Origin of the sequence: Pseudomonas sp. BF-RE-22, from assembly GCF_019956155.1 — a bacterium.
In the GTDB taxonomy this organism is placed as follows: domain Bacteria; phylum Pseudomonadota; class Gammaproteobacteria; order Pseudomonadales; family Pseudomonadaceae; genus Aquipseudomonas; species Aquipseudomonas migulae.
The window spans coordinates 15725-41177 of the sequence record NZ_JAHBDD010000010.1; the positions used below are offsets into that span (position 1 = coordinate 15725).

At 60.9% G+C, this 25453-nt stretch carries 19 protein-coding genes; 6 read left to right on the forward strand and 13 right to left on the reverse strand.

What is annotated here, in order from left to right:
* Window positions 1-7 precede the first annotated feature (7 nt).
* On the reverse strand, window positions 8-1273 hold the full coding sequence (urtA, locus tag KGA82_RS06190) for an urea ABC transporter substrate-binding protein (protein ID WP_008031211.1): 1266 nt from the start codon (window positions 1271-1273) through the stop codon (window positions 8-10).
* A 291-nt stretch (window positions 1274-1564) separates the two neighbouring features.
* Here urtA and KGA82_RS06195 point away from each other — a divergent pair, with 291 nt between their 5' ends.
* The gene (locus KGA82_RS06195; protein WP_223449951.1) at window positions 1565-6088 is read left to right on the forward strand and encodes a DUF4329 domain-containing protein; all 4524 of its coding nucleotides are present in this window, start codon (window positions 1565-1567) and stop codon (window positions 6086-6088) included.
* Window positions 6089-6139: 51 nt separating this feature from the next.
* Here KGA82_RS06195 and KGA82_RS06200 read toward each other — a convergent pair whose 3' ends face one another.
* From KGA82_RS06200 to KGA82_RS06255, 12 genes are all read right to left on the reverse strand, one after another.
* Complete coding sequence (locus KGA82_RS06200; protein ID WP_008038700.1) at window positions 6140-7150, reverse strand: FecCD family ABC transporter permease; 1011 nt, start codon at window positions 7148-7150, stop codon at window positions 6140-6142.
* A complete protein-coding gene (locus KGA82_RS06205; protein ID WP_223449952.1) occupies window positions 7147-8094 on the reverse strand; it encodes an ABC transporter substrate-binding protein in 948 nt (315 codons plus the stop codon). The genes KGA82_RS06200 and KGA82_RS06205 overlap by 4 nt, the downstream gene beginning before the upstream one ends.
* Window positions 8091-8879: an ABC transporter ATP-binding protein gene (locus KGA82_RS06210; protein WP_223435104.1), complete on the reverse strand. Its 789-nt coding sequence runs from the start codon at window positions 8877-8879 to the stop codon at window positions 8091-8093. Before KGA82_RS06210 ends, KGA82_RS06205 begins: the two co-directional genes overlap by 4 nt.
* Window positions 8880-9020: 141 nt before the next feature.
* Window positions 9021-11141, reverse strand: coding sequence for a TonB-dependent receptor (locus KGA82_RS06215; protein ID WP_223449953.1), 2121 nt, complete (start codon window positions 11139-11141; stop codon window positions 9021-9023).
* A 148-nt stretch (window positions 11142-11289) separates the two neighbouring features.
* Window positions 11290-12669, reverse strand: coding sequence for a PepSY-associated TM helix domain-containing protein (locus KGA82_RS06220; RefSeq protein WP_008038704.1), 1380 nt, complete (start codon window positions 12667-12669; stop codon window positions 11290-11292).
* Window positions 12670-12798: 129 nt separating this feature from the next.
* The gene (locus tag KGA82_RS06225; protein WP_223449954.1) at window positions 12799-14916 is read right to left on the reverse strand and encodes a TonB-dependent copper receptor; all 2118 of its coding nucleotides are present in this window, start codon (window positions 14914-14916) and stop codon (window positions 12799-12801) included.
* A 168-nt stretch (window positions 14917-15084) separates the two neighbouring features.
* Window positions 15085-15534 carry a DUF2946 domain-containing protein gene (locus KGA82_RS06230; RefSeq protein ID WP_223435108.1) on the reverse strand — a complete coding sequence of 150 codons (450 nt, stop codon included), beginning with the start codon at window positions 15532-15534 and terminating at the stop codon, window positions 15085-15087.
* A gap of 21 nt (window positions 15535-15555) precedes the next feature.
* The gene (locus tag KGA82_RS06235) at window positions 15556-16035 is read right to left on the reverse strand and encodes a copper chaperone PCu(A)C (protein ID WP_223449955.1); all 480 of its coding nucleotides are present in this window, start codon (window positions 16033-16035) and stop codon (window positions 15556-15558) included.
* Window positions 16036-16083: 48 nt separating this feature from the next.
* A complete protein-coding gene (locus tag KGA82_RS06240; protein WP_223449956.1) occupies window positions 16084-16488 on the reverse strand; it encodes a DUF2946 domain-containing protein in 405 nt (134 codons plus the stop codon).
* A 164-nt stretch (window positions 16489-16652) separates the two neighbouring features.
* Window positions 16653-17375, reverse strand: coding sequence for a cobalt-precorrin-6A reductase (locus tag KGA82_RS06245; protein WP_223449957.1), 723 nt, complete (start codon window positions 17373-17375; stop codon window positions 16653-16655).
* Window positions 17372-18469: a cobalt-precorrin-5B (C(1))-methyltransferase gene (locus KGA82_RS06250; protein WP_223449958.1), complete on the reverse strand. Its 1098-nt coding sequence runs from the start codon at window positions 18467-18469 to the stop codon at window positions 17372-17374. The genes KGA82_RS06245 and KGA82_RS06250 overlap by 4 nt, the downstream gene beginning before the upstream one ends.
* Window positions 18462-19673, reverse strand: coding sequence for a bifunctional cobalt-precorrin-7 (C(5))-methyltransferase/cobalt-precorrin-6B (C(15))-methyltransferase (locus KGA82_RS06255; protein ID WP_008038715.1), 1212 nt, complete (start codon window positions 19671-19673; stop codon window positions 18462-18464). Before KGA82_RS06255 ends, KGA82_RS06250 begins: the two co-directional genes overlap by 8 nt.
* A 169-nt stretch (window positions 19674-19842) precedes the next feature.
* On the opposite strand from KGA82_RS06255, the gene KGA82_RS06260 reads away from it, so the two are divergent.
* The 5 genes from KGA82_RS06260 (at window position 19843) to cobJ (ending at window position 25101) form a co-directional block, all read left to right on the forward strand.
* Window positions 19843-20595, forward strand: coding sequence for a hypothetical protein (locus tag KGA82_RS06260; protein ID WP_223449959.1), 753 nt, complete (start codon window positions 19843-19845; stop codon window positions 20593-20595).
* Window positions 20596-20740: 145 nt separating this feature from the next.
* Entirely contained in the window at window positions 20741-22048 is a 1308-nt protein-coding gene (cobG, locus tag KGA82_RS06265) for a precorrin-3B synthase (protein WP_223449960.1), read from the forward strand.
* Window positions 22041-22667: a precorrin-8X methylmutase gene (locus KGA82_RS06270; RefSeq protein WP_223449961.1), complete on the forward strand. Its 627-nt coding sequence runs from the start codon at window positions 22041-22043 to the stop codon at window positions 22665-22667. The genes cobG and KGA82_RS06270 overlap by 8 nt, the downstream gene beginning before the upstream one ends.
* The gene (locus tag KGA82_RS06275) at window positions 22667-23398 is read left to right on the forward strand and encodes a precorrin-2 C(20)-methyltransferase (protein WP_223449984.1); all 732 of its coding nucleotides are present in this window, start codon (window positions 22667-22669) and stop codon (window positions 23396-23398) included. Before KGA82_RS06270 ends, KGA82_RS06275 begins: the two co-directional genes overlap by 1 nt.
* Window positions 23398-25101 (forward strand): precorrin-3B C(17)-methyltransferase, encoded by a 1704-nt coding sequence (gene cobJ, locus KGA82_RS06280; protein ID WP_223449962.1) that lies wholly within the window; start codon window positions 23398-23400, stop codon window positions 25099-25101. The genes KGA82_RS06275 and cobJ overlap by 1 nt, the downstream gene beginning before the upstream one ends.
* The last annotated feature ends 352 nt before the right edge of the window (window positions 25102-25453 follow it).

The following is a 25453-nucleotide window of genomic DNA, read 5'->3' on the forward strand; positions in this document are numbered from 1 at the left end:
AGGTGGCTTAGTTGCTCTTCACCGCATACTCCGGCTTCTTGTCGTTGCCAGGAATGAACGGGCTCCACGGCTGGGCACGGATCGGGCCTTCGGTCTGCCACACCACGTTGAACTGACCGTCCGCCTGGATCTCGCCGATCATCACCGGCTTGTGCAGGTGGTGGTTGGTCTTGTCCATGGTCAGGGTGTAGCCGGACGGTGCAGCAAAGGTCTGGCCAGCGAGGGCTTCGCGGACTTTGTCGACGTCGGTGGACTTGGCTTTTTCCGCTGCTTGCGCCCACATGTGGATGCCGACGTAGGTGGCTTCCATCGGGTCGTTGGTCACTGCTTTGTCGGCGCCCGGCAGGTTGTGTTTCTTCGCGTAGGCTTTCCAGTCGGCGACGAATTTCTTGTTCGCCGGGTTCTCCACCGACTCAAAGTAGTTCCACGCCGCGAGATTGCCCACCAGCGGTTTGGTGTCGATGCCGCGCAGTTCTTCTTCACCGACCGAGAACGCCACGACCGGAACATCGGTGGCTTTCAGGCCCTGGTTGGCCAGCTCTTTATAGAACGGCACGTTGGAGTCGCCGTTGACGGTGGAGATGACCGCTGTCTTGCCGCCGGCCGAGAATTTTTTGATATTGGCGACGATGGTTTGATAGTCGCTGTGACCGAACGGGGTGTAGACCTCTTCGATGTCCTTGTCGGCCACGCCTTTGGAGTGCAGGAACGAACGCAGGATCTTGTTGGTGGTGCGCGGGTAGACGTAGTCAGTGCCGAGCAGGAAGTAGCGCTTGGCGGCGCCGCCTTCTTCGCTCATCAAGTATTCCACGGCCGGGATCGCCTGTTGGTTCGGCGCGGCGCCGGTGTAGAACACGTTCGGCGACATCTCTTCGCCTTCGTACTGCACCGGGTAGAACAGCAGGCCATTGAGCTCTTCGAACACCGGCAGCACCGATTTACGCGACACCGAGGTCCAGCAACCGAACACCACGGCGACCTTGTCCTGGGTTAGCAACTGACGACCCTTTTCCGCGAACAGCGGCCAGTTCGACGCCGGGTCGACCACCACCGGTTCCAGCATCTTGCCGTTCACGCCGCCCTTGGCGTTGATCTCGTCGATGGTCATCAACGCCATGTCTTTGAGGGACGTTTCGGAGATCGCCATGGTGCCGGACAACGAATGCAGAATACCGACCTTGATGGTCTCGGCGGCCTGGACAGTCCAGGTCATGCCCATCGCGGCAATGCTTGCCGTGAGTGTAAAAGCCTTGATCAAGCTGCGACGCTTCATTGTGCGATCTCCATGAACTTATGAGTTTTCTTGGTTGGCAGATGCGGACTACTGAAGGGTCTTTAGCAAGGGGTGTGCCTGTTCGGTAAAGGCCGGTAAATCTCGTGATAGAGCCATTGGCGGGTCGGAGCGCGCACCAGACTGGGGCCTGTTTGCAAGGCGGGTGCGCCTGCGTGCGCAGCATTGGTGCCGAGGGTGTTCAGTGCCAAAACCCGGCAGGCGATAACTATGTACCACCTGCTGTGCTGCGAAATCCTGATCATCGTGGTTTCGAAATCAAGTGAGTAGCGCATGGACAGCACCTCTGGCAATACACCTTCAATCCCCCGGGAACCGGCGAAATTTCCCGCACTGGGACCGACGTTCATAAGCGCCGATGATGCAGCCTATTGGGCACACCGACAGATCGGCGCGCGTCGTGACAGAGCCTACGGCGGCGTGATCGTGCAGCGTGGCGATGGGAAATTTCAGCCCACGTTGCCTGTGGCCGGGAGGATGGGGCATTTCGATTTCGACTTCCTGCTGACTACCGGCAACCCCTACGAGCTGTTCGCCCCACCGGGCTACAGTGGCGCGGCCTATTACCTGACTCATTCGGCCAGCCACGCCGAGGTCCTGCGTGCTCATCCCGGCTGGACGACGGAGCAGATCAAGTTGAACCTCGGCTTTTTTTCAAGAGGACATATCCTGACCCATATGCAGGACCCGGGCGCCTATGGCCAGCGCCACTATCTGTCGGGGCCGGATGGCTCGTTGATCAAATATGAGTCGACTCAACCGGCTGAGGAGAAAAAACTCTTTGAGCAGGGGTCCAAGTCGTTCGGCCCATTCACCGACGTCGAACTCTTGATTCAGAAGGTGACCACGACCGGCACGCTGAGCGTACTGGTGCCGAATGATCAGTGGGGTGGCGTACGGGGAAACGTATCGGCGAGCTGGACCCTCGGTACTGCTGCGGTGCGAGGTCCGAGCCCGGTACAGCCGTTTTTTGGTGCGGTGTGCGATCAGGTGGACAAGGCCATCGAAGCTGTAGCAACGACCGTCACCCCAACCTCCGGCAACTTTAATCTGGGGTTTGTAGTGAGCTCTGCCGGCAGTTCGGAGTGCATGGCGACCTATCCGGTTCTCTCCAGTCAGCCGGCAGCCGAACTGTTCAAAACCTTTCCGATGAGCGCCGCTCGCAAGCTCGAGCGTCTGCTTGATTTCGACCTGAACGGCATTTATTTCATGTCGCACAGTGATGGCGCGCAGAGTGCCAGTGAGCCTTGGCTGTATGAGCGTTTTTTTTCACCGGACGAATGGGCGGCGGGCATCAAATTTTCCCTCTGGGATGTTTACCGGCAGGAGTACCCGGACTATCTGAAGGTGTACGCCCGGACCCGCGACGGTGCCGTGTTGCAGTACCAGCCTTCGGCGCACCTGCGTGAAGTTCCGCTGAAGGACAGTGCGGATATCAACGCTCGACTGAAGGCGGGCACGCTCAAGCCTGTGGATTACGTGAAGCAGGTAGCAGCAGCCGGCGAGCTGACGGTGCTGAAGGACAGCGCGTTATGGGATGTTGTCGGGAACGTTGGCACCGACTGGCAACCCTATGCCAGGTCGAGGCGTTTGAGTCCTGCTTTTCTCATGGCGGACGATGCCGCACGTTTTATCCATGAGCAAATTGGTAGCCGCCGTGAACAAGGCTACGTCGGGCTCATTTTGCAGGATCAAGACAAACGCTTCGTCGCCACCGAGCCGGTTATCGGTGCGCAGCCACGGTTTGCCCTGGACTCGCTCTGCCCTCTTGACGCTTCAGGAGCACCGATCGTACTGCTCGAGGGATACTCGTTTCATGGGCTGTACGCTTCGCGCTGGCAAGCTGACTCAAGCGCCATTGTGCGTGCCGACGAACAAGAGCAATTGACGCAGGCGCAAATGTTCACCACCGAAGACATTCGCTCGGTGCTCGACAAGAGCGCGCATGTTGTCGATTTCTACCTCTCGGGTTCGCCAGACAGCCTGCTGGTTTACAGCACCGATTTATCGAAAGTGACTGCTCGAAACAGATTACAGGCACGAGTCGCCCTGCTCGCCGATGGCTCTACCCTGATCGACCGGGAGCTGAAGGCCGGCACGCTTGCCCCCGACGCCGTTGTCGACGAACTGGCCGGAACCGGCCGATTGCGTGTGGTAGCCGGCAATGATGTGTGGGGGCCGCGAGGAACGGTGCGGGGTAATGAGTCAACTCCCGCAGGCGTATCGCCTCCTTTGCTCGGGGCGATTTTTACCAGCGCCGAAGAAGCCGTATTGAGCGCCCGTCATCGCGCCAGGCTCGACTACCGCACGGCTGCGGCAGGTTGGGGGTTCATTCTCAAGCACAAGGACCGCGATGAGTACGTGACGACCGAAACGGTGCCTGTCGGGCGCCTGGGGGCATTGAACCTGGCGAGCGACTTTGGCGCTCCCGTATTGGTCGACGAATTTCGCACCTTCGCGCTCTATTACTCGGCAAGCTGGGTTCCCGGCGGGTTATCGACAGCGGATGCCTGGTTTGCCCGGTATTTTGCTTCCCTGACCGAACTGGCTGCGGCGATCTATGACGACGAGGGCACGCTACGTCTTACGCATTTTCAGGACCTGAACGTTTTTTTCGCGACCCTGGATGGAGCCTTGTTGCGGTATCAATATTCGGCCACTTCAACCCGGTTCGACGCGAAAGGTTTGCAGCAACTGAATTCGCTGTTGGTCAACGGCACACCTCCCTATGCCGACGTCATTCAATTGATTGCCAAGGCCAGCGAGCTGAAGGTGTTGCGCACCAGTGAACTGTGGGACGAGGCGGGCATTGTCGGTGCGGATTGGAAACCCTACGCGCAGATCCAGCGGCGAGCGCTCAGCCCGGTCTTTGTGTCGCAGGATGATGCAGTGCGCTATGCGCTGACGCACTTGGACTCGCGGCGTGAGCGGATCTACGGTGGCCTGGTGCTGCGTCGGCTCGATGGTTTGTTTGTTGCGACTTTACCGGTGGCTGTCGAGATCGAAAACTTCCCTGCCAGCTGGATCCGCCTGGACGAATTGACCGAACAGGGGTTGTTTCTGGCTGGAAGCACGGTCGTCGCTCGCTACCATTCGCGAATGCAGGTCGAACCGGTTTTTGCGCTGTCGAACCGCGAACGGGACGTGTACCTCGCTATGTTTTCCACCGATTTCATGTCGGCAATCCTGAGCGGCTCCGCGCTTTCGCCGTCTCTATCGCCCGGCAAGGAATATCTGTTGGGGCTCGATGGCAGCCTGATCAGCTACACCCTCAGCGCCAATGCTGCCGAAAAACAACTCGCGCGATCATTGGCCCCCGCCAGTCAATTGCAGCGCAGGCATACCCCGATAGAACTGCAAATGCGCAATGGCACGCTGACCCCGAGTGAGTATGTCAATCAGGTTGCAAGCGCCGGCCGGTTGCAAGTGATCAAGGGTAGTCGGTTGTGGGGGAAGGTCAGGCAGTTATCAGCATGGAGCGCTTATTCCGAGGGTGGCCCATCGCAAGTGCATCGGTCGGCCATTGCTGATCCGGCGCTCAGTCCGGTCTTCACGCAATTGAACGACGCCGTACGGCATGTCCACCGTGCGGTGGACGCTCGAACCGGATTGAGGTTCGGGTTCGTGCTCAAGTCGCTGTACGCCGAGCGGTATGTGACGACGATGTCAATCGACGGGCGACAAGGAGGTCTTGCTGTAGAGAAGGTGTTTCCCGATGGCCTATTACCTCTGGGATACAGCGTTGAGGGAATCTATCTGTGTCCTTCGACCGGGACGGGACGACTGCCGGACGACTTGGATCAGAGCTTCATCTCGCCTCGGGATCTGATGTATGGGTTGGACGCTGTCCGTGTGCGCACCGGGGCAGTGACTACTTTTCTCAACGTCTTTGTGTCTTGTGCCGATGGCGCCTTGTTGCGATATAAACCCAAGGCCGGCGCACCGGAGTGGAGCCGGTTGCAGGTCGCGCTCGCCTACGAAAAGGTGCTGCAATCAGGGCACGAAACGCTGTTCGAGTATCTGCGCAAGGTGATCGCGAACGGTGAGTTGCAGGCAGTGGTACGCAGCACTTTCTGGTCGCCGTTCAGAGTGGATGCCAAGGGTGTCAAAACCGGCATCGGGCTGGTGAGATGGACGCCGGATCACCGCTTTGCCCTTGGGCCGGTATTTGCACATGCCGATGATGCTGCACGCTCAGCTCAAAGACTGATCGGCGAGTACGTCGGCCAGCAATATCTTGGAGGCGTCCTGATACACCAGGCATCGTCTTCGTTCGTTGCGGTCGAGCCGCTTGAGGACGGCCTCGACAGTGGCGCTGCCAGCGCACTGTTTTACTCAGGGCCGGGAGGGCCGATTGCCCCGGTCGCGGTACCAGGCGTGCAGCCGTTGCCATTGCCGGTTTTTCCGCAGGATTTCAAATGGGTGGCTGTTCACCAGTTCTACAAACGCTTCAACCTGTTCGTGAAGGACCCCAGCGCGGCTGATCAACTGCTACTGGACAACCTGGCCCTGGCCGACTTGTGGTTCAGCAGGGACGTTGTGAAAAAGAGCGGGGTCTCCGGCGGCAGCTGCTATTTCACCGGGCGAGGCGGGGCTCTGTTCAAATTCACCCCCAGCTTCTCGTCGCAGGAAACCGGATTTTTCAGCGAGGAGGCAAAGGACGGGGTCGCTGCATACCTCGCCAGACTCGCCAGCGTGGGACGGCTGGAAGTAGTGGACACCGATGGTTACTGGCGCCGTCGCGGGCTTGTGAGCGCCAACTGGAAACCTGCGTTGCCTGGTCATGACGAACTGTAGAGGATCGTATTTTCACTGATGGAAGCCTGAGAAACTGACGTCCTCAAGTGCTCAGCGACGTCGCATCAGGCCGATGAAAAACAACCCGCCAATCGCCGCCGTGGCCACGCCAATCGGTAAATCCTCGGGGGCGATCAGCGTGCGCGCAGCGACATCGACCCACACCAGAAATACGCTGCCCAACAATACGCACACCGGCAGTAATCGCCGGTGTTCGGCCCCGACCAGTCGCCGCGCAATGTGCGGCACCATCAGCCCGACAAAACCGATTGAGCCACTGATCGACACCAGCACTCCGGTCATCAACGAGGCAATCAAAAACACCCGCAACCGTACGGTGCGGGCGTTGAGCCCAAGGGTCACGGCCGTCTGTTCACCGGCCATCAACGCGTTCAGTGGTCGAGCCATGCCAAGCAACAAAACCAGCCCGAGCAGCACACTGGCGGCCGGCACCGCGAGCAATTCCCAGCGTGCCAACCCGAGCCCGCCGAGCATCCAGAACATCACCGCCGAACTGGCGCGGTGATCGCCGAGAAACAGCAGCAGATTGGCGATTGCCATCATCACGAACGACACCGCCACACCGCACAACAGCAGCCGATCACTGTCCAGGCGACCGTTGCGGTTGGCGATCATCAGCACGATCAGCATGCTCAGCAGTGCGCCAATAAATGCGGCAATCGGCAACGTCAGCAGGCCGACGATTTCACCGACATGCAGCACCACGATCACCGCGCCGAGGGTGGCGCCGGAGGTCACGCCGAGCAGGTGCGGATCGGCCAGCGGATTGCGCGTCACCGCTTGCAGCACCGCACCGATCAGCGCCAGGCCGGCACCGACCAAGGCGCCAAGCAACATGCGCGGCACGCGGATCAGCCACACGATGTGCTCCTGCCCGGCCGTCCAGCTCACCTCGCCAAAGCCGAACACCTTGTGCAGCAAAATTCGCCACACCACGTCCACCGGCACCCGCGCCGGGCCGAAGCCCAGCGACACCACGCACGACACCAGCAACAACGCGCCGAGGGCAATCAGCAACAGGGCGTAGCGACGATTGATCATTCGCCGTGGAAACCTTTGGCCAGGGTTTCAACCGCCAGCACGTTGTCGATCCCCGGCGTGGCCTGCACATACGGAATGACGATGAAGCGCTGGTTCTTGATCGCGTCAACCGATTGCAGCGCCTTGTTATCGAGCAGGAATTGCGTCTTCTGCTCGGCAGTCACTTCACCGTAATCGACGATCACGATCACCTGCGGATTGCGCTCGACCACGTTCTCCCAATTCACGCGGGTCCAGCTCGCTTCGACGTCATCCAGAATGTTGCGCCCGCCCGCCGCGTCGATCAGCGCTTGCGGCATGCCCAGGCGACCTGAAGTCATGGCGCGATCTTCGCCACTGTCGTAGAGGAACACCCGGGGTTTGTCCGCCGGCAGATCCTTGCGCACATCGGCGACTTGCGCCTGCATGTCGGTGATCAATGCATTGGCGCGATCCTGCACGTCGAAGATTTTGCCGAGGTTGCGCAGGTCGTTGTAGGTGTCCTCCAGGCTGGCCGGTGGACGCTTCATCACGAAGGCGCAGGACTCGGTCAGCTCATAGACGTTGATGCCCAGCGGCTGCAAGGTTTGCGGCGTGAGATCACCGCCCACGCGCATGCCGTAATCCCAACCGGCGAAGAAGAAATCGACGTTGGCGTTGAGCAGGGTTTCCACTGAAGGGTACTTGGCCGCCAGCTCAGGCAGGCCGTCGAGGATGGTCTGCATCTGGGGCGTGACCGACTTCCAGCCACTGACACCGCTGTAGCCGGCCATGCTCGGTTTGAGGCCGAGTGCGAGCATCATTTGCGTCATGTTGATGTCGTGGCTGACCGCGTGTTTCGGCGCTTGCGTGAAGGTCACGTCGCGGTTGCAGCTCTGGATCGTCAGCGGATATTTCGTTGCTTCGGCAAACGCTTGGCTACTGCCCAGCAACAGAGCAACGCACAGCAGGGAACGCAAAGTCATGGTTGGGTTATCCAGGTGATTCGTGGGTAGCCGTGCAAAGGGTGTTCATCGATCAGCGCTTCGACGCCGAACACATCACGCAGCAGCGGGGCGGTCAGGACTTCTTTTGGTGTGCCGCTGGCGACGATGCGGCCGTGATTGAGCACGTACAGCCGGTCACAGAACGCGGCGGCGAGATTGAGGTCGTGAATGCTCGCCAGGGTACCGATCCGCAGGCGCTTGACCAGTTGCAATAACTCAAGCTGATAGCGCGGGTCGAGGTGGTTGGTCGGCTCGTCGAGGATCAGCACTTGCGGTTGCTGGGCCAGGGCGCGGGCGAGGATCACGCGTTGTTTTTCGCCGCCGGAGAGCGTGGCGAAAGCGTGGTCTTCGAAACCGTTGAGGCCGACGGATTCCAGTGCTTGCGTTGCGAGATTCCGGTCTTCGAGGGTGTCACCGTCGAACAGGCCTTTGTGCGGTGTGCGGCCCATGGCGACCACTTCATCGACGGTCAGGCCGAAGGCGTCGGGGAATTCCTGCAGCACCACGGCGATGCGTTGCGCGCACCAGCGCGAGGATTGTTTCCAGACGTTGTGGTGGTCGAGCCGGACCTCACCGTTTTCCGGTTTGCTGAAGCGATAGGCGCACCGCAGCAGGCTGGTCTTGCCGCTGCCGTTAGGGCCGATCAACCCGACAAATTCACCGGCGGCCACGTGCAACGAGGCATCACGCAGTTGGAACTGGTGATGACAGTGGCCGTGGCCCAGGGGTGTCCAGGCGAGGTTGGTGAGGTTCAGCGAGGTCATGCATTTACTCAGAGATATTTGGTGATGCTGATGACGCCTTCGCGGGCAAGCCTCGCTCCTACAGGATTCGCGTCGATCACAAATTTTTTGTTCGACACATAAACTGTAGGAGCGAGGCTTGCCCGCGAAGAGGCCAGATGCTTAAAAGGTGTAATCAGCTGTGACGAAGAACGAACGCGGCTCCCCCAGGATCCACTGCTGCCCCTCATTGTATTGGCTTTGCGCATACTGGCGGTCAAACAGATTGTTCGCCTGCAACCCCAGCGTCGTATTGCGCAGCGCTTTCCATGACAACGTGGCATCGACAACGGTGTAGCTCGGCAGCTCGTTCTGGTTGGCCATGTCGGCATAACGCGCGTCGACGTAACGCACACCAGCCCCGGCCTTCAGGTCCTCGCTAAGCGCTTTGCTCAGCCACAGATTCGCCGTACGACGAGGAACGTCCACCGGGCGATTACCGTTGCGCGACACTGGCACGCCACTGACCACTTCTTCGAAATCGTCGTACTTCGCTTTGACGATGGCCGCGTTGGCCTGCAGTTGCCAGGCGTGTGGCAGTTGCAGATCGAGGCTGGCTTCCAGGCCATTGGACGATTGTTGGCCGACCTGTTGTTTGAGCGTCGGGTTGCCCGGATCGTCGGTCAGCAGTTTCTTTTTGACGATGCGATAAGCCGCCAGCGTCCACTCGCCGCGTTGATCCCAGAACATCTGCTTCACGCCGATCTCGGTCTGTTTCGCCGTGGCCAGGTCATATTGCTGCTGGCTCGGGCTCAGGGAAATCAGGCCGCCGACACCGTCGGTGCTGGTGGCGTACTGACCGTAGAACGAAGTGTCCGGGGTCACGGCGAACACCAACCCGGCTTTCCAGTTGTTGCCGGTCAGGGTCTTGTCGCTCTGGCTGCCATCGACCAGGTTGTCGCGATCGACGTGCACGTAGTCGCGACGCACACCGGTCACCAGCGACCAGCGCTCGCTCAACTGCGTGCGGTTTTCGGCAAAGGCCGACATCTGTTTGGTGGTGCTCTGGAACTGATCGCGATACGGATTGGCACTTTCAAAACGGCCACGTTGTGGATGATACAAATCGATCGGCTGGCCATCGGGCAACACGTCGTTGAACGGCGAGTTGCTGTCGAGCTGGAAGCGGATGCGGTTGTAATCGACACCGGTCACGGTCTGGCTGTCGAGGCCGAACAGAGAGTGTTTGAAGGTGAAGGTCTGACGGTCGCCGACCTGTTCCTGCCGGTGGCCGATGCCGAAATAGCCGCTGCGGCTGAGCTGCTGTGCGTTGCGGTCGAAGTTGTAGTTTTCGGCGTTCTGCCAGCGGCGCTGGGCCTTGAGGTAATACAGCTCGTTGCTCGCGCTGACGTTATCGGACATTTGCCAGTCGCTGGTCAGGCGCGTCCATTGATCGTTGTAGTGCTGCTTGTCGTTGCTGACGTTGTAGTTCTTGTCGCGCAGACCTTCGTGGAAGCGGCCGTTGATCAATGGCGTGCCGAAGTAGTTCATCGGGTTCTGGTCGCCGTAGTCGTGGGCGAGGGTGAATGCCAGATCGTCCGTGGCCTGCCAGCGCAGGGCCGCGCTGACGAAGTCGCTGGAGGAATCGCCGCGATCGACCCAACCGTTGCTGCGCAGGCGATTGAGGTTCAAGCGGTAGCTCAGGGTATCGCTCAGCGAGCCGCCGCTGTCGAACGCTTGTTGCTGACTGTCGTAAGAGCCGTAACCGAGACGCACGTGGTTTTCGATCTCGCCTTCGAAGGGCTTTTTCGGGATCACATTGACCACCGCCCCCGTCGCGCCTTCGCCGTACAACACCGAAGCCGGGCCGCGCAGCACATCGACACGCTCCACCGACCAGGTGTCGACCGGGAAGGTCACGGTGCCCATCCCGGTGTACATCCGGTTGCCGTCATACAACTGCATCACCGAGTTCTGCCCGGTAAAGCCTCGTGCGGACAACGAGGTCCCGCCGTCGCCCGGCGTGCCGGTGCGGCTGATCCCGGTGCTGCGCGAGGCCGCGTCCTGCACGCTGCGGTCACCGCGCGCGCGGATCTGTTCGCCAGTCAGGCTTTCCACACTGGCGGGTGTTTCCAGTGCCGTGAGGTTCAGGCGCGAACCGGCGGTGGTCGGCGTGTTGAGGTTGACGGTTTCGTCGTCAACGGCCGGTGCGGTGATGGTGCCGGCGGGCAGCGTCAAGGATTGCGCGTGGGCGCTGTTGTTCAGGGCGAGCAGGCAGAGGCCGGACAAGAGGTACTTGTTCATCGGGTGGGTGACACTTCTTCCAAAAGAAAACCCGCAGCAATGGCTGCGGGTTGGGCGGTGCATTTGCGTTATACAGTAACACTAAAAATGACCGTGCGATAAGCGCCCGAAGTCTACAGATCCCTCTAATACGCGCATCTCGCCTGTTTCATGATGAAGATGAGGCTGATTCAGTTTGTCGGGTGAATCGCGACAACAGCACTCGGTCCAGCAACCAGACCACCACCAGCGACGCGCCCACCAACGGAAACGCCACTGCCAGCACCAGCATGATCGCTACCCCTGTTTTCCATTTCGGCAGGTCGTGGCGCAGCGGTGGAACACCGAACTTGCCTTGTGGCCGACGCTTCCACCAGATCACCACGCCGCTGACGGCACTGAGCAGAATCATCAGGCAGATCAGCAGCACGATGATCTGGTTGAGCACACCGAACATCTTGCCTTCGTGCAACATCACGCCGGTTTCCGTGGCGCGGGCCACGGGGCCGTAATGTTCCCAGCGCACGTCGGCGAGGACGTTGCCGGTGTACTGATCGACGTGCAGGGTCGCGTCGTTGCGCGGGTCATCGGCAAACACGGCGATGGTGAATACGCCGGTGGCCGTGGTCGGGAAAGTAATGCTGTAACCCGGCTCGACCTTGCGTTGCACGGCGATGTTCTGCACGTCTTGCAGGCTGATGGTCGGGGCGGCGGGGCCGGGTTGCGCACTGTCGTGGGCCATGTGTTCGGCGTGGTCGCCGGACATCGGCATCGGCGTGTTTTCCATCGCCCATGGCACGGTCTGGCGTGTGGCGGTGTTGAGGCTGCGGGCCTCGACGTCGGACTTGGGCATGTCATTCCACATGGCATCCGGGAACACGTTCCAGACCCCGGCGTATTGCTTGCCCCAGAACCCGGTCCAGGTCATGCCGCTGAGCAGCATCACCAGCAGAAATGCGGCGCCCCAGAACCCGGTGACGGCATGCAGGTCGCGCCACAGCACGCGACCGCGACTGCTCAGGCGGGGCCATAAAATGCCGGCAGCCTGACCTCGTGGCCACCACAGAAAGACCCCGGAAACCACCAGCACGATGCCCCAGCCAGCGGCCAGTTCGATCAGCCGGTCACCGACCGTGCCGATCATCAACTCGCCATGAATCGCTCGCGCAATCGCTTGCAGATTCTTCTTGGCGTCTTGCTCGCCGAGGATGTCGCCGTGGTACGGGTCGACGAAAACGTTCAGCTCATTGCCGCCATTGAGCACGACAAATTGCGCGCTGCGTTCGGCGTTGACCGGTGGCAGGTATTGCTTGATCGTCGCTTGTGGATACGCGTCTTTCACCCGCTTGAGCAAGTCGTCGGCCGGGACGCTGTGATGGCCGGCCGGGACGTTCATCAGGCTGTCGTACATCAACGAGTCGAGTTGCGGCTTGAACAGGTAAATGACACCGGTCAGGGCCAGCATCACCATGAATGGCGCGACGAACAGACCGGCATAGAAATGCCAGCGCCAGGCCAGGTTATAGAAATTCGGTTTGGGCTGTTTCATCGGTTGTGCTCCGCTTGGCTTGGTACTTTTGTTGTTGTCTGGTGACTGCTGTGCAGTCATTCGCGGGCGAGCCTCGCTCCTACATGGACGGTGATAAACCTGTAGGAGCGAGGCTTGCCCGCGAAGTTTTTAGAAGCTCATATCCACCTTGGTCCAGAGCGTTCGCCCCGGTTCTTTAATGGCCTGCGGGTCATTGGCCGGGTAGCCAAAACCGGCGTTGCCGGCCAGGTTCAAATGCTCGGCGTAGGCCTTGCCGAACAGGTTGTCGACGCCGCTGCTGACCTTCCAGTTCTTGTTGATCCGATAGGCGCCGTTGAGTGAGAACACGCCGAACCCCGAGGACTTGTCGAAGTCCTTGCCGACCACGTTGCCCTTGTTCTGATCAATGCGGTTTTGCGCCGCGACCACTCGCCACAAGGCGCCGGCGCTCCAGTTGTCTTCGCTGTAGGTCAGGCCGAATCGCGCGTCCAGCGGCGGCATTTGCGGCAATGCCTTGCCGTCGCTGCTGTTCTTGCCCCAGGCGTAGGCCAGGGTTGCGTCGGCCTTCCAGTTCGACGTCAGCCTGTAGGCCGCCCCGAGTTCACCGCCCATGATCCGCGCGTCGATGTTCTCGGCTTGCGAGGTCGTGCCCATCATTCCCGTCTTGTAATTGAACAGGATGTAATCGCGTACCTGTCCGACGTAACCCGAGGCCCAGGCTTCGAGGTCTTCGGTCTTGTATTGCAGGCCGAAGTCGAGCTGGGTGGTTTTTTCGGGCTTGATCGAGTCGAAGGCGTTTACCGAGCCGGCAGGTCCCGAGTTGGGCGAAAACAGCTCCCAGTAATCCGGGAAACGCTGGGTGTGACCGAGGCCTGCGTACAGCGTGGTCGGGCTGTCTGCCAGATCATGCTCGTAACGGACGAAGCCGCTTGGCAGGGTATCGGCGCGGGTGTCGTCGGCGGTCGGGTTGGCGCGGGTCATCATCCCCGAGCCAGTGGTCTGCCGAAAATCCTTGGCCGAAGCACGGTCCAGTCGCGCGCCGGTAATCAGTCGATCACGGTCGGCGGCGTACCAGGTCAGTTCGCCGAACACGCCGTAGTTATGGAAATCGGCGTCCTTGCTGCGCGGCAGATCCTTGTAGGTGTCGATGCCCATGGCGGCGCGCTTGCGGTGTTCGTTGGTCTGCGCGTCGATACCGCTGATCAATTGCACATCGGCCCAGCGCCACGTGGCTTTGATCCGTGCGCCGAGGGTTCGGCGATCGACACTGGAAGCCATCGGGCCGGCCATCATCCCGGTGCCGGACGGCGTGCGCAGGGTGTAGTTGTCCATCACGTGGTCGGCGTAGTTGTAGTAGATCTGTGCTTCGACCTTGTCGAGCACGTCGCCGATATTGGACTTCTCGAAACGCAGTCCGAGGCTTTCGCGCTTGAACTGCGCGCCGTCCATGCCGCGTCCGGCGTAGCGGGCTTCGCCATCGCCCTTGCCGGCGGTCAGCTCCAGCAGGGTGTCGGCGTCCGGGGTCCAGCCGAGTGCCACGTCGCCATTCCACTTGTCGTAACGCGAGGCCACGGTGTCGTTGTTGCCGTCCCGATAGTCGTCGGAATGCGCGGTGTTGCCGATCACTCGCACGTAACCCAATGACCCGCCGGCAGCGGCGTCCACTACTTTGTCGAAACGGCCGTTGGAGCCGGCCAGTACGCTGGCATTCACTCGGGTGCCGAGTTCGCCGAAGCTTTCCGGGTCACGGTCGAACAAGATGGTGCCGGCGGATGCGCCCGGCCCCCAAAGTACCGTTTGCGGGCCTTTGATGACGGTGAGTTTGTCGTAGGTTTCCGGTGAGATGTAGGAGGTCGGTGCGTCCATCCGGCCGGGGCAGGCGCCGAGCATCTGGCCGCCGTTGGTGAGGATGTTCAGGCGCGAGCCGAACATGCCGCGCAGCACCGGGTCACCGTTGGTGCCGCCATTGCGCACCAGGGCGAAGCCGGGGATGGTCTTCAAGTAGTCACCACCGTCGCTGGCCGGTACCGGTTGGCGTGGGTCTTTGGGGTTGGTGACGATGGTCAGCGGTGAACTCGGTGCGATGGCGGTGATCACCGTCGGGCTCAGTTCTTCACTGTGGCCGGCATGATCATCGGCCAGCACCATCGGTGTCAGCAGTACGCCGCAAAGAACGGCGGTGGCGTGCCTGAAACGAACGCGCGTTTCGTTCAGGGCAAAAGAAGCTTGGGCGGCGCTCAAGCGTGTGTCAGCAGAAAACCTGGACATGACAATTTCCATCGAACAGTCGTAAACGACACGGCCGGCAGCCTGCGCAATGCCTGTGGGGGCGGGCGTGCTCGCGATGTGGGTGGGTCAGCCCCACCGCTTTCACGAGCAAACCCGCTCCCACAGGTTGCTTTGCTGTCTTCTAACCGTGTGAGATTGGGGAGATGTTTACGTGACGATGGGTGGTGCGCGGGTGCGGGCGCCGGGGAAGAAGGTTTGCCGGGCGTGGCCCAGGCGGGTGGCGGGTGTACTGAAGGTGCTGGTTTTTGGGGCGTCGAATGCAACGAAAGACTGGCCGCCCGTCAGCGCCGGGCAGTTGAACAGCAGGCTGCAATAACCGCACTTTTCCCAGATCGCATGATGGGAGGTTTTGGGTGGACAGTGCTCGGCGGCGGGTGTCGCGCCGTGCTCGCCGTGCGCCATCGCTGACATGTCCATGCTCATGTCCATCGACATGTTCATGGACATCGAAGAGGCGCGCTGATCCATCGGCATCGACTGAGAAATCAGCGGGCCGATGAAGATCATCAACATGGCGAACAGGCTGATCCAGCTACCGCGTGTCAGGCTCAATGGCTGACGACGGGGCGCGGATGGCCTGGCGCTAAGCGGGCGCATGGGCGTATTCAGCTCTGGCGATTACGGGTTGTGTGCGTGCACTTGCACGCCGCCCGGTGCGGTTTTCTGCACCGAGACTTCGACCGTCACATCACCGGACTTTTCGAAATGCATCGTCAGCGGGAACCGCTTGCCGTCGCTCAGCAGGCTGCGGTCTTTCAGTTCCAGCAGCATCACGTGGTACGCCATCGGTGCAAACGTGACGTCGCCGCCCGCCGGGATTTCGACGGCCGGCACCTGCTGCATTTTCATCAGATCGTTCTGCATCACGTGCTCGTGCAACTGGGCGACGCCTGCAATCGGCGAGTCGACGCTGAGCAGTTTGTCGGCGGTTTTACCGGGGTTTTGAATCACGAAGTAAGCCGCAACGGTCGGCGCGTTCGGTGGCAATTCCTGTGACCACGGATGAGCGATTTGCAGTTCGCCAGCCTTGTATTCATGGGCATTGGCAAAGCAGGCAGGCAGCAGCAATGCAGCCAGAACGATGAGTTTGTTCAACATGGCAGTTCTCCAGAACGATTCAAAACGCAGGTCAATTGCGAGAAGGAATCACACCAGAGGGGATGCGCGGGGGTTGAGATTCGGCCATTGCTGGCGCGGAGTGGGAGTGTCGAGAGCGGTGGCGGGCAGGCTTCGATGGGACTCGAAACGCGCGAAATACAACTGCGGCACATGCCCGGGCAACGCCACCAACGGCGCAGAACCGGAACAGCACCAGCACCAGCAATGCTGCATGTTGGAATGAACGTCGTTCTGCGGAGCTTTCTGATCAAGCGTCCCCAGCGAAATCGCCACCATCTTCGTGCCGGTGGACGAGCAGAAACTGCCCCACAACACCTGTTCGGCCGGCGATTTCGCCGTCTGCGCCATCGCTCCGGTCATCGGCATGGCGAGCATGTTGAACAGCACTGCGAAGCAGGCTATCCAGGCAATTGCGAGCCGTTGTCGGGACATGGGACAGATCCGGTTGGGTGGGAGATCAGGCGCGGCTATTTAGCCTGATCAGTGCCGATAAGTAAAAACGCGGCCTGCGGTTTGGTGTCGCAGCGTGTTTCAAATGAGTGTAGCGGCTCCCATTTGAAATGCCGGGGGCTGGCCCGGGAATAATCACTGATCGGTCAGAGTATTTCGGCGAGCGCCTCCAACACCTGCACTACCGACCCAAACTCCCGCTCCACCCCCGGCAACACCGGCCGTTTCAACACCAGCACCGGCACCCCACGCTCCCGCGCCACTTCCAGTTTCGGCTCGGTGGCGGTGCTGCCGCTGTTTTTGCTGATCAGCACATCGATCTGCCGGCGCTCGAACAACTCACGCTCATCCTCGATCAGAAACGGCCCGCGTGCGCCGATCACTTCGCAGCGCTCGTTGCCCGGATAAACGTCCAGGGCGCGCATCGTCCAGAATTGCGGCGCAGGGATTTCATGCAGGTGTTGCAAGGGTTCGCGGCCGAGGGTGAACAGTGGTCGGTGGAACGGTTTGAGTGCTTCGATCAGCTCGGCCCAGTCACTGACTTCGCGCCAGTCATCCCCGGCTTGTGGTTGCCAGGCCGGGCGGCGCAGTGCCCAGCAGGGAACGCCGGACATCCGCGCAGCGGTCGCGGCGTTCTGGCTGATTTGCGCAGCGTAGGGATGCGTCGCGTCCAGCAGCAGATCGATCCCTTCGTCGCGGATGAACTGCGCCAGGCCGTCCGCGCCGCCATAACCGCCAACGCGAACCCGACAGGCCAGATCGGTCGGCACACGACCGACGCCGGCCAGGCTGTAGATGTGTTCCGGCCCCAGCGTGCGGGCGATGGCCAGCGCTTCCGTCACACCGCCGAGCAGCAATAGGCGTTTCATTGAAAAGCTCCCGCGTGACCGACAATCCCGCCTTGTCGATCGATGGCAAACACTTCGACCTGAACCTGTGCCGGCACCACACTGCGGGCAAAATCCAGTGCGTGCCGGCATACCGCGTCGCCGAGCGCGATGCCGGCGGCGCTGGCCATGGCCAAGGCCTGTTGACTGGTGTTGGCTTCACGTATTGCCTGCTGCAGCGCTTCGTCCGCGCCGACCGCCGCAGCCCATTCGGCCAGTTGCGGCAGGTCGATGCTCGAGTGCCGACTGTGCAGATCCATGTGCCCGGCCGCCAGTTTGCTGATCTTGCCGAAACCACCACAAATGCTGAGTCTGGCCACCGGCACTTTGCGCAGGTGTTTGAGCACCGCACCGACGAAGTCGCCCATTTCGATCAGGGCGATTTCCGGCAGGTCGTAGACTCGGCGCATGGTGTCTTCGCTGGCGTTGCCGGTGCACGCGGCGATGTGCAGGTAACCGTTGGTTTTCGCCACGTCGATGCCCTGATGGATCGAGGCAATGTACGCCGCACAGGAAAACGGCCGGACGATGCCGCTGGTGCCGAGAATCGACAGGCCACCGAGAATGCCCAGCCGAGGGTTCATGGTTTTCAACGCCAGCGCCTCGCCGCCCTCGACGTTCACCGTGACCTCGAAGCCGCCGGGGTAATTGAGCTCTTGCGCGAGCGAGGTCAAATGATCGCTGATCATCTTGCGCGGCACCGGGTTGATCGCCGGCTCGCCGACACCCAGCACCAGGCCCGGTCGGGTGACGGTGCCGACACCACGACCGGCACAGAAACGAATGCCCGGTTCTGCGCTCAGGCGCACTCGGGAATAGAGCAGCGCGCCGTGGGTCACGTCCGGATCGTCACCGGCATCCTTGATCGTTCCAGCTTCGGCGCCGTCATCCAGCAACCGGCAGAATTCCAGGCGCATCTGCACGCGCTTGCCTTTGGGCAGGACGATGTCCACGGCGTCTGCACTCGTTCCGCCGAGCAGCAATCGAGCGGCCGCCAGGCTGGTGGCGGTGGCGCAGCTGCCGGTGGTCAGGCCGCTACGCAGCGGTGCGGGTTGTTCGGCGGTTTCGTCACGCATCGAAAGGTTTGACCACGTCCAGCAAAGTAATCGGCAAGGCCTGGCGCCAGGTATCGAAGTCGCCCAGCGGTTGCGCCTGGGCGATATGAATACGCGTCAGCTCGCCGCCATGTTGCTCGCGCCAGGCCATCAGGGTCATTTCACTTTGTAGCGTGACCGCGTTGGCGATCAGTCGGCCACCGGGTTTGAGCCCCGCCCAGCAAGTGTCCAGCACGCCTTCGCGGGTGACGCCGCCACCGATGAAGATCGCGTCCGGGCGCTCCAGACCTGTGAGGGCTTGCGGCGCACTGCCGCGAACCAATTGCAGGCCGGGCACGCCGAGCGCGTCGCGGTTGTGCTCGATCAACAGTTGCCGGCCTTCATCGGCCTCGATCGCCAGCGCCCGGCAACCCGGATGGGCGCGCATCCACTCGATGCCGATCGAACCGCTGCCGGCGCCGACGTCCCACAACAGTTCACCGGGAACCGGGGCCAGGCGCGCGAGGGTGATTGCACGCACATCGCGCTTGGTCAGTTGACCGTCGTGCCTGAACGCCGAATCCGGCAGGCCGGCCAGTCGCGAAAGGCGCGGCGTGTCGGGGTCGGCGATGCACTCGATGGCGATCAGGTTGAGGTCTGCGATAGCCGGGTCGGCCCAGTCGTTGGCGACACCGTCGATGCGTCGCTCAGCCTCGCCACCCAAATGTTCCAGTACGCTCAGGCGGCTCGGCCCGAAACCACGTTCGCGCAACAACGCCGCTATTGCGGCGGGGCTTTGCCCATCGTTGCTGAGCACCAGCAAGCGAACACCGCTGAACAACTGCGCGTTAAGCGCCGCGACCGGGCGAGCGACCACCGACAGCGTGACCACATCCTGCAACGGCCAGCCCATTCGCGCGGCCGCCAGAGAGCAGGAAGAGGGCGCCGGCAGGATCAGCATTTCCGCGCTGGGCAATTGCCGGGCGAGGCTGGCGCCGACACCGAAGAACATCGGATCGCCGCTGGCCAGCACGCACACCGGCTCACCCCGCAAGGCCAACAACGCATCGAGGGAGAACGGCGTCGGCCAGAGTTTGCGTTCGCCACGGATGCAGGGCGGCAGCAGGTCCAGTTGCCGCTGACTGCCGAAGATCTTCGAGGCAGCCAGCAACGCATGTCGGGCATTCCTGCCCAAACCCTTGAAGCCGTCTTCACCAATGCCTGTCACGGTCAGCCAGCGTGCCATGTGTGATCTCTATTCATCTGCATAAAGCGGCACATGATAACGCGGCAGACGCGGAGGCGAGTAATAGAATGTTTTAAGTTGGTTTTATTAGTCTGTGGCTGGTCATGGTTAAGTTATGTAGTTTGAATGCTCGTGCACTAACTTGATAATGGTTTAAAAGGAATTGACTATGGTTATTGATAAAACAGGAAGCCTGGACTTGATGGCTTATTCTGATGCGTTCAACCGAGACTTCGCGCCACGGCAAACAAAGAACTCTCGACTTTACGTCGCGCAGGATCAGCAAGGCGCTGCCGGGTCGCTATCGGGTGGCAACCTGATCAGCACGGCCAGGGGCGTGTCGCGTCAGGACAAGCGTGACGTCAACTCCAGCGTGCGCTATGCGCAGTGGTATGCGAGTCAGCAGCGCAATAGGGACACGGATCCGCAAGGCTGGTTTTCCTTGTTTGCCGTGGTGTTATGGGACTTGGGTTGGGAAATTGACGAACGCAGGGTTGTCGAGAAAACTTACAGTCACTTTGCAGGTAAAGTGACTCAGATTTATTTGAACAGAATTGCCGCTGTTAACAGTCAGATGGCGATAGTTACAAAAGACATGTTTGAATCATTGTTGGCTAATTCGTCGGCGCTTTGGTCATTGGCCACTGAAAGTCGACGTGGCAGGGAGTTTTCCATTGCTCCCGCTGAATACGACAAACAAGGGAAGTTATCACTGGACCTGAATGACTTTTCGCTTCGGGCGCTGGCACAGCGGGAAGATTTTCTGTTTTGGGACTGGAAGGAAGGCAACGTGACGCTCACGCATCGAGCCGCTCCCTTGACCCTGAACAGAGCCCGCTTCGACGAAGTCCGCCCGCAGTTGAACGATCGGCTCGACCGGATCGCTGACGCCATTTTCGAGTTTTATTCAGAGCGCCTATGAGGGAGGCCGCCTGATGGATTCAAGGTCGGAGCAAATGCGACACGTGGTCTTATGATGCTGCGCTGCAAAGCAGGCATAATACCGCTCGCCTCCGACGGGGGGCGCTCCCACTTCAGATCCGGTCATCCCTTTGAACGAACTCCCTATGTCCCGCGCTTTACGCCCCTCGGCCTGTCCGGGGCTGCTGCGTATCGTCCAGGCCAGAGACGGCGGTATCTGCCGGATAAAACTGGCGGGCGGCACCCTCACTTCCGAGCAGGCCAATGCTGTCGCCGAAGGTGCGCAGCGTTATGCCGGCTCAGTGATCGAGGCCACTAACCGGGCCAACCTGCAGATTCGCGGCATCGTCAAAGAGCAGGAAGCGTTGATCGAAAGTCTGCTCGCCGCAGGCCTTGGCCCTTCGCATGCGGCGGGCGACGATGTACGTAATCTGATGCTGAGCCCGAGCGCAGGTATCGATCGGCAGATGCTGTTCGACACGCGTGAATTGGCCGCACAGATCCTCGCCACCTTGCAGGGGCAAGAACGCTTTCACGACCTCAGCGCCAAATTCGCCGTGCAACTGGATGGCGGTGAACGCATGGCGATGCTCGAACACCCCCATGATCTGTGGTTGTCCGCGGTCGAGCGAGAGGGTGAGCGGTGGCTGGCTTTCGGTCTGGCGGGATGCCCCACCGATCAACCGGCCGGTCGTGTCCCACTGGAAGATGGCCACGCGCTGGTGGTCGCCGTGCTGGAGCTTTTCCTGGAACTGGCGGGACCTGAACACACGCGGATGCGTCACTTGCTGGTCGACGTCCCTCAAGCCGAATTTCTCGCTCGCCTCGCCGGGCGACTGCCTTTCCAGCCCGTTAGCATCTGGCAACGTTCAGTCAGTAACGAGGTGCTGCACATTGGCGCGCACCCGCAGGCGCAACCCGGTCATGTCTATGTCGGGGGCGTGCCGCCTCTCGGACGTCTCGATAGCACCATGCTTCGGGGCGCCGCTCGATTGGCGCAGGAATATGGCGATGCAACGCTGCGGTTCACGCCATGGCAAAGCCTGTTGTTGCCGAACATTCACCACGACAACGTCGATGAAGTCATCCGCCGCCTGCACGCGTTGGGCCTGGTCTGCGATGCCGGTCAGGCCTTGTCGCGGTTGATTGCCTGCACTGGCTCGACGGGCTGCGCCAAGGGCTTGGCCGATACCAAGCAGGACGCTCTGCAACTCGCCGCGTTGCTGCAACGCCATGGCCAGCTGCTGAGCGTGCATCTGAGTGGTTGCCCGCGTTCCTGTGCCGCCGCGCACAGTGCGCCGGTCACTTTGCTGGCCGTCACCCCCGGTCATTACGACCTCTATTTTCGCGAAGCGGGGCAGCCGGGTTTCGGCGCCCTGCACGCACGCAACCTTACTATTGAAGCGGTCGACGCCTTGCTCGACGCCCGCTCACGGAGCCCCCTTGATGCTTGATTACATCCGCGACGGTCAGGAAATCTATCGCAACTCCTTCGCGATCATTCGTGCCGAGGCCAACCTCGAGCGAATCCCGGCCGATCTGGAAAAACTCGCGGTGCGGGTGATACACGCCTGCGGCATGGTCGATGCGATTGACGGCCTGCAATTTTCGAAAGGCGCGGGCAAGGCCGGGCGCGATGCTTTGGCCGCCGGTGCACCGATCCTGTGTGATGCGCGGATGGTCTCCGAAGGCGTGACCCGCACGCGTTTGCCCGCGAACAATGAAGTCATCTGCACCCTGCGCGATGAAAGCGTTCCGGAGCTTGCCCGTGAACTGGGCAACACCCGTTCCGCCGCCGCGCTGGAACTGTGGCGCCCGCACCTGGAAGGTAGCGTGGTGGTGATCGGCAACGCGCCGACCGCTTTGTTTTATCTGCTGGAAATGCTCGACGCCGGCGCGCCGAAACCGGCACTGATCCTTGGCTTCCCGGTGGGCTTCGTCGGTGCCGCCGAATCCAAGGCCGCACTCGCCGCCAACAGTCGCGGTGTGCCGTTTGTCATCATGCAAGGCCGGCTGGGCGGTAGCGCCATGGCCGCCGCCGCCGTCAATGCCCTCGCCACGGAGATCGAATGATGCAGCAACCTGGACGTTTGATCGGCCTCGGCGTCGGCCCCGGTGATCCGGAACTGATTACCGTCAAGGCCCTGCGCCTGCTGCGTGAATCGCCGGTGGTGGCGTACTTCGTCGCCAAGGGCAAAAAGGGCAATGCCTTCGGCATCATCGAAGCGCATTTGCAGGACGCTCAAACCCTGGTGCCGCTGGTGTATCCGGTGACCACCGAAGCCTTGCCGGCACCACTGTCCTATGAACAAGTGATCAGCGATTTCTACGATGCGGCCGGCGAAGAACTCGCCGCGCACATGGATGCAGGCCGAGACGTGGCGGTGATCTGCGAAGGCGACCCATTCTTCTACGGTTCCTACATGTACCTGCACGATCGCCTGGCCGAGCGATATGAGGCCGAAGTCGTGCCCGGTGTCTGTTCGATGCTCGGCGGCGCTTCGGTACTTGGCGCGCCGTTGGTGTATCGCAATCAGAGCCTGTCGGTGCTGTCCGGCGTATTGCCGCACGACGATCTCAAGCGGCGTCTCGCCGATGCAGATGCGGCGGTGATCATGAAGCTGGGGCGCAACTTTCCCAAAGTCCGTCAGGTGCTGGAAGAACTCGGGTTGGCCGAGCGTGCGCTGTACGTCGAACGCGCGACCATGGCCAATCAGAAAATCGTGCCGCTGGATCAGGTCGAGCCGATGTCCTCGCCGTACTTCTCGCTGATCATCGTTCCAGGCGAAAGGTGGCAAGGCTGATGACTCGTCCAGTTCCGGCTATTGTCATTCTCGGCAATGGCAGCCTCGCGACCGCACGCAAAATTCAGCAGGTGTACCCGGGCGCCTTGATCCACGGTCTGGCCGAGCGGGTCGAGGGCGCGGACCGCATCTATCACGAGTTTGGCGCGACCCTGCGTGAGCTCTATCAGCAGGACACGCCGATCATTGCCCTGTGCGCCGCTGGCATTGTGATTCGCACCCTGGCGCCGTTGCTGCTGGAAAAGGGTGCCGAGCCGCCGGTGCTGGCCGTTGCTGAAGACGGCAGCGCAGTGGTGCCGTTGCTGGGCGGTCTGGGTGGCGTGAACGTGCTGGCGCGAGAAATTGCAGCTGCACTGGACGTCGCGGCGGCGATCACCACCAGTGGCGAATTGCGCTTCGGCACCTGCCTGCTCAATCCTCCCAGCGGTTATGCCCTGGGCGATCTCGAACTGGGCAAGCGCTTCGTTTCCGATTTGCTCGCCGGTGAAACGGTGCGCATCGAAGGCGCGGCCCCGTGGTTGGCGCAGGCGCAGTTGCCCGAGGACCCGCAGGCGCGGCTGGCCGTTCACGTCGGTCATGCCGAGCGTGCACCGGCGGCCAACGAGCTGTTGATCTATCCGCGCAACGTGTTGGTGGCCGTCGGTACCGGCGTGGTGGATCTGCCGGGTGCGATTCGCGAGGCGTTGCATCAGGCAAAGATCGCCGTGCAATCGGTGGCCTGTCTGCTGGCCGCCGATAGCGAAATGTCGAGTGCGGCGCTGCGTGAAGCGGCGCTTGAGCTGGGTGTGCCGCTGCGTTTTGGCAACGATGTCGGCGCAGTCAGTGAGCTGGCACGTAACGCCCTCGGTCAGACTGTGAAGATCTTCGGCGACGACACCCTTGCTATCGCGGTGGCCGGGCAACCTCTGGACCCATTGTCGATCGGTCGTCCTCGCGGTCGCTTGGCGGTGATCGGTCTTGGCCCTGGTGCTGCCGAGCTGATGGTACCGGCGGTCAAGGCCGAACTGGCGCGCGCCAATGATGTGCTCGGTTATGAAACCTATGTGCGCATGGCCGGCCCGTTCCGTGCGGATCAAGTCATGCATTGCACCGACAACCGCGAAGAGATGCAGCGTGCGCGCCACGCATTCGAACTGGCGGCGCAAGGACGCTCGGTGGTGGTGGTTTCTTCCGGTGATCCGGGAGTGTTCGCCATGGCGGCTGCGGTGCTGGAAGCGCTTCACGAGTCCAGCGATGCCGCGTGGCACAACGTCGATCTGGAAATTCTGCCGGGGGTTTCTGCTTCACTGGCGACGGCGGCTCAGGCCGGTGCGCCGCTGGGGCATGACTTCTGTGTGTTGTCGCTGTCGGACAACCTCAAGCCTTGGGAGATCATCGAGAAGCGTCTGGACCTTGCATCACAGGCCGACCTCGCCCTGGCGTTCTACAACCCGATTTCACGGTCCCGTCCATGGCAACTTGGCCGGGCGCTGGAGATCGTCGCGCGATACCGCACACCTGCGACGCCGGTGGTGTTGGGGCGTGACATCGGTCGCCCAGGACAGACGCTACGAGTGACGACGCTTGGCCAGTTGACCCCGGACCAGGTGGATATGCGCACCATGGTCCTGGTGGGTTCGTCTACGACCTGCGTGTTTTCGCGTATGGGTGGCGGTGACTGGGTGTACACGCCGCGTTGGTATGGAGAAAAGCCTGCCACCTGAAGCGTTGCGCTTCGCTAAAAAAAGCCACGGCCGGGTTTCCACTCGATTTGCCGTGGCTTTTTCTTTGCGCTGTCGTAAAAAACATTCGCCAGAGGATGTAGGTTAATTCCTGAATGAATAGAGGATGTTTATCTTCTAGCTCTCTTGGTGAGTCGGATTATTTACCTTTCTGTGTAAGTTGAGTTCTTGTTTCTTAATGGGGCGTGCAGGCGTGTGCGGATCTATTGGGTTTTTCTGTTGTTTGGTTTTTATTGATTTGTTGTAATTAATTATGGTTCGTTACATCTCGATATTTGTAGGTTGTTTTGTTGTTTTTTTATAAGTTCTGGTGCTGTTGAGTCTGTCGGGTGGG